The 4,659-nt window shown below is 33.4% G+C and carries 4 protein-coding genes, 1 tRNA gene and 1 pseudogene; 1 reads left to right on the forward strand and 5 read right to left on the reverse strand.

Translation table 11 applies throughout. The annotated features are described in order from the left end of the window. The first annotated feature begins 305 nt into the window (after window positions 1-305). Window positions 306-1,335 (forward strand): annotated as a pseudogene (locus HMPREF9171_RS1000000114205) (DNA/RNA non-specific endonuclease). Between the two features lie 209 nt (window positions 1,336-1,544). Here the strand turns inward: HMPREF9171_RS1000000114205 and HMPREF9171_RS103690 are convergent. From HMPREF9171_RS103690 to HMPREF9171_RS103670, 5 genes are all read right to left on the reverse strand, one after another. Beyond that, entirely contained in the window at window positions 1,545-2,357 is an 813-nt protein-coding gene (locus HMPREF9171_RS103690; protein WP_000923270.1) for a metal ABC transporter permease, read from the reverse strand. Continuing rightward, window positions 2,347-3,057: a metal ABC transporter ATP-binding protein gene (locus HMPREF9171_RS103685; protein WP_001269501.1), complete on the reverse strand. Its 711-nt coding sequence runs from the start codon at window positions 3,055-3,057 to the stop codon at window positions 2,347-2,349. The genes HMPREF9171_RS103690 and HMPREF9171_RS103685 overlap by 11 nt, the downstream gene beginning before the upstream one ends. A gap of 2 nt (window positions 3,058-3,059) precedes the next feature. Beyond that, on the reverse strand, window positions 3,060-3,503 hold the full coding sequence (locus HMPREF9171_RS103680) for a zinc-dependent MarR family transcriptional regulator (RefSeq protein WP_000217076.1): 444 nt from the start codon (window positions 3,501-3,503) through the stop codon (window positions 3,060-3,062). 85 nt (window positions 3,504-3,588) lie between these two features. Continuing rightward, window positions 3,589-4,440, reverse strand: coding sequence for a 4-(cytidine 5'-diphospho)-2-C-methyl-D-erythritol kinase (gene ispE, locus HMPREF9171_RS103675; RefSeq protein ID WP_000688172.1), 852 nt, complete (start codon window positions 4,438-4,440; stop codon window positions 3,589-3,591). A gap of 140 nt (window positions 4,441-4,580) precedes the next feature. Next, window positions 4,581-4,654, reverse strand: a tRNA-Asn gene (locus HMPREF9171_RS103670). Window positions 4,655-4,659: the final 5 nt, after the last annotated feature.

Raw genomic sequence — 4,659 nt, forward strand, 5'->3', positions numbered from 1 at the left:
CAATTTATTCTAACCTTTACATGTTATAAATCAAGAAAATATGATTAGAATACCTTAACTTTGTAATCAAAATCAGCTAAAGAAATAATCCATTAAAAAATCTAATAAAATAACAAATCATATAAAAATTATTATGTAATAACAGTATATCTATAACACTTAACTTTAATAACTATCTAGTTAAATAACATAATCTCCAAAAAAATATTAACTAGTTATGTTTTTTTATTACTTTTTCCCAATAAAATGATAAAATTATACTTGTGAAAGGCCTTCACAAATATCATTTAGAAGGGTTTAGGTTTATGAAATTATCTAAACAATTATACAAATCACTCCCACTATTAACTGTCGTGCTATGCGTTGGGGCATTACAACAGAATGTTGAAACTAAGGCTAAACATTATAAGACGACATCCCATGTTGAGACACAGTATGTAAGTACTTCTTAAAAAAATCTTACCGTTTACTCATAATAAGCAAATCAAGGTAGGTTCATTAGATAACTTAGGAAGAGCAACATATTCTCACATACAATTGAGGGATGCAGATGAGCCTAAGATAAAAAGAGAAAGACTGACGTATAATCCAACCGGTTGGCACAACTACAAATTTACTACTGAAAAGAGTAAAACAACTTGGCTTATGGACCGAGGTCACCTCGTTGGTTATCAATTTTCAGGAATGAACAATGTTCCTGAGAACCTAGTTACTATGACCAAATATCTAAATACAGGATTTAGCGAAAATAATCCTGATGGTATGTTATACTACGAAAATAGATTAGATAGTTGGTTGGCAAATCATAAAAATTTCTGGCTTGATTACAAAGTGACTCCAATATACGAAGGAAATAATTTAGTACCTAGCCGAGTTGAACTTCAGTATGTTGGAATTGATAAACAAGGAAAACTTCTAGAAATCAAATTAGGCGGCGGCAAAGAACAGACTGATGAATACGGCGTCACAACTGTTACATTAGAAAATACGTCTCCACTCGCAAAAATTGATTACAAAACTGGTATGCTAATCAAAGAAGATGGGAAACAGGCAGAAGAAGGTGAAGATTCAAATAGCGATGCTGATGAAAACGAAGCAGTTATTGAAGGTGCATCTGATATAGAAGAAAATGCTAACACTAATACTTCTGAATCAGATACAAATAATGTAGCTCCCAAAAATAGAATCGTCTACGTTGCAAATAAGGGTCGTTCAAATACTTATTGGTATAGTTTAGAAAACATAAAAAATGCAAATACCGCTAATATCGTTCAAATGACTGAACAAGAAGTGTTAAATCAACACAAACATCACAGCACTACTGAAGCACAATAATTATAATTTACTGCCGGCAAAATTGCCGGTAGTATTTTTTATCCTAAAACGCAAAAATAGATTCACATTGCCCCTTCTATCAACTTAAGCCAGAAAACTTAGTAGATACCTCATCGAGATAATTTCTCAACTGATCCCTCATAAAATATATTCGAAAAAAACAGGGAGATAAATAAAAAATCTATTCTAGAATAAGATAGATTTTTTATTTAACGTTTGCGAAGCAAGCCTACTAAGCTAACTAATAGGAAAATGCCAATAAAAATCATCGTTATTGTTGCACTAGCAGGTGTCTCCCAATAATAAGAAAGAAAAATACCAGCTACCATTCCCACAAATCCAATTAACATCCCCAGAAAAATAACAGTTTTAAAATTTCGACCTAACCGCATAGCAATACTAGCTGGTAAAACCATAATAGTTGATACCAATAGAGCACCTGCGGCAGGAATTGTTAACGCAATAGCAATACCTGTAACAACATTGAACAAAATAGACATTGTACGCACAGGTAATCCATCTACAAAAGCTGTATCCTCATCAAACGTTAATATATACATTGGTCTAATAAATAGGATGGTTAAAATAAAAGTGATTAATGCAATAACAAACAAAGCAATCACTTGTTCCTTCCCAATAGTGATAATAGAACCAAATAAATACTGTTCAAGACTGACATTACCAACATTATGAGCTTTACTCATAACGATTAAAGATATAGCCAACCCCATCGACATCAGGATAGCAGTTGATATTTCCATATAATGTTTGTATACAGTACGCAAATACTCTAATACAACTGCCGCCAAAGTAACAACGAAAATAGTTGACCATGTAGGCGAGATACCTAAAACAACGCCTAATGCAACACCGGCTAAGGAAACGTGGCTCAAAGTATCACTCATCAAACTCTGACGACGTAAAATTAGGAAGATGCCTAAAATTGGAGCAAAAATACTAATAGCCACAACTGCTAAGAGCGCTCGTTGCATAAAATCATAGGAAAGCATATCAAGTAGCATCAGATTCAACCTCCATTTCGTTTGTATGGACATTGAAACAACGCCATGGTAAAGATTGGTTTCTAACAAGATGAATATTTCGGTCAGCATACCCCTTTACTTCATCAGGATCGTGAGTAATCATCAAAACAGACTTACCATGCTTATGAGCATTATGATGCATTAACTCATAAAATTTCTCAGTAGTCCCTGCGTCCATACCAGTTGTTGGCTCATCCAATACAAAAATATCTGGATCAGAAGCAAACATCCTAGCAATGACAGCTCTCTGCTTTTGACCGCCAGATAAACTTCCTATCTTTTTATGGCGATTATCCCACATACCAACAGCTTCTAAACTAACCCTAATATGTTCTTCATCATGTTTAGTCAGTCTTCTAAACCAACCATTTCTAGGGTATCGTCCAGATTTCACAAATTCATAAACTGACGATGGAAAGCCAGCGTTAAAACTTGCAATCTGTTGAGGTAAATAGGCAATACGTAATTTTTTTCCTTCTTTGTTTTCTTTAGAGATATTAACTGTACCCACTTTGGGCGTTAAAATACCTAAAGTAGCCTTTATTAAAGTTGATTTAGCAGCCCCATTTTCACCTGTTAAGGTAACAAACTCCCCACTGTCTAAATGGTAATTAACCCCCTCCAGCACAGGATCGCTATCATACTGAAAAGTAAGACCACTAACTGTAATATATCGCATGATTACCCTTCTAATTCTCTAGAGAAAAGATCAAGAAAACGTTCTAAAACGACCTTTTCGTCCTTTGAAAAATGATTTACTAATCTTCCGTAAACCCCTAACGTATTGTCATGATGATGTGTGTGTTCATCTGCAATGGGTTTAGCAAGTTCAGATAACTCAAAATAAGTAATACGAGCATCTTTAGAATCTTTATTCGCTTTCAACATATCCTGAGAAATTAAACTTTTTACTGCTTTAGTTACAGCTGCCTGACTAATATTTAACTTCTTAGCTAAATCAGAATTTGTCAACTGCTCTTGTGATAAAAGCATCAGAATGTGTTCTTGCGTATTAGTCAATTTAACATCACTTTGACAAGTACCAAACAATAATTCATGTTGATTTTCTGCTTTAAGCAAGATTTGACTCACTAAATGGTCTAATTTTTGTTCTAAAACTGTCATATATACCTCTTTTTTGTTAACCAGTAAATTATATCACGAAGATATAGAAGAATCAATCATAGATAGGTGAAGAAGATAAAACCTTTTATCTCAACAACCTAACTTTATAAACTTCTTTGCAAAAACCTTTCATACTATTAAAAACACGATCAGCTTTTTTCTCTGTAGAACACATTGAAAAAACAGTTGGTCCACTTCCTGTCATTAATGCAACATCGGCTCCAGAATTTAACATACGTTCTTTTATTGTACTTATAACTGGATTTTTAGTAATTGTAATATCCTCGAGTGAATTTCCCATAGATTTGACCATTAACTGATAATCTGATGACAAAATAGCAGACTTTAATAAATCAATATCAACTCTGCTTATAGACTTACAATCAATATCTCTAAAAATAGATTTAGTTGAAATACCAAAATCCGGCTTAACCAGAACTATCCAACATGGTCTCAATGTCGGTAAGGGTTTAACAATTTCACCTTTACCTAATACTAACGAACATCCCCCACCAAGACAATAAGGAACATCACTACCAATTTTAAAACCAATAGCAACCATTTCGTCATAGTCCATTTGAAGATTCCATAATCGATTAAGAGCTCTTATTGTAGCAGCAGCATCAGTAGAACCACCCCCCAGTCCTGCACAGACAGGAATGGATTTTTCTAATCTAATATGAACACCTTTATTAATACCATATTGATTTTTAATTATATCTGCAGCTTTAAACACATCATTATCATTATTTAAAGGCATTTTGCTACTATCAGAATCGATAACAATACAATCTTCCTTTAGCTCAGAAATGGTAACATAGTCATTAAGATCAATACTAACCATAATCATAGCTAATTCATGATAACCATCGTCACATCGTCCTTTAATATCTAATCCTAAATTAAGTTTGGCAGGAGCTTTCTCAAAAATTTTCATAAAACCTCCCTAATAAAATATAGAATATCCATATTATAACATAACAAATGACAAATTCGGATAATTAAGATGTTAGTTAATCTTAAGGAATAATAATTCCAATAAAAAAAGGCTAACCAAAGTTAGTCTCCCTTTATCTACTCCGCCAGTAGGACTCGAACCTACGACATCATGATTAACAGTCATGCGCTACTACCAACTGAGCTATGGCGGATTATA

The organism is Streptococcus agalactiae ATCC 13813 (assembly GCF_000186445.1).
GTDB lineage: Bacteria > Bacillota > Bacilli > Lactobacillales > Streptococcaceae > Streptococcus > Streptococcus agalactiae.

Bases quoted from the DNA above. Each gene is read 5' to 3' on its own strand.
- HMPREF9171_RS103690 (WP_000923270.1), bottom strand. From the start codon at position 2,357: ATGCTACTTGATATGCTTTCCTATGATTTTATGCAACGAGCGCTCTTA.
- HMPREF9171_RS103685 (WP_001269501.1), bottom strand. From the start codon at position 3,057: ATGCGATATATTACAGTTAGTGGTCTTACTTTTCAGTATGATAGCGAT.
- HMPREF9171_RS103680 (WP_000217076.1), bottom strand. From the start codon at position 3,503: ATGACAGTTTTAGAACAAAAATTAGACCATTTAGTGAGTCAAATCTTG.
- ispE (WP_000688172.1), bottom strand. From the start codon at position 4,440: ATGAAAATTTTTGAGAAAGCTCCTGCCAAACTTAATTTAGGATTAGAT.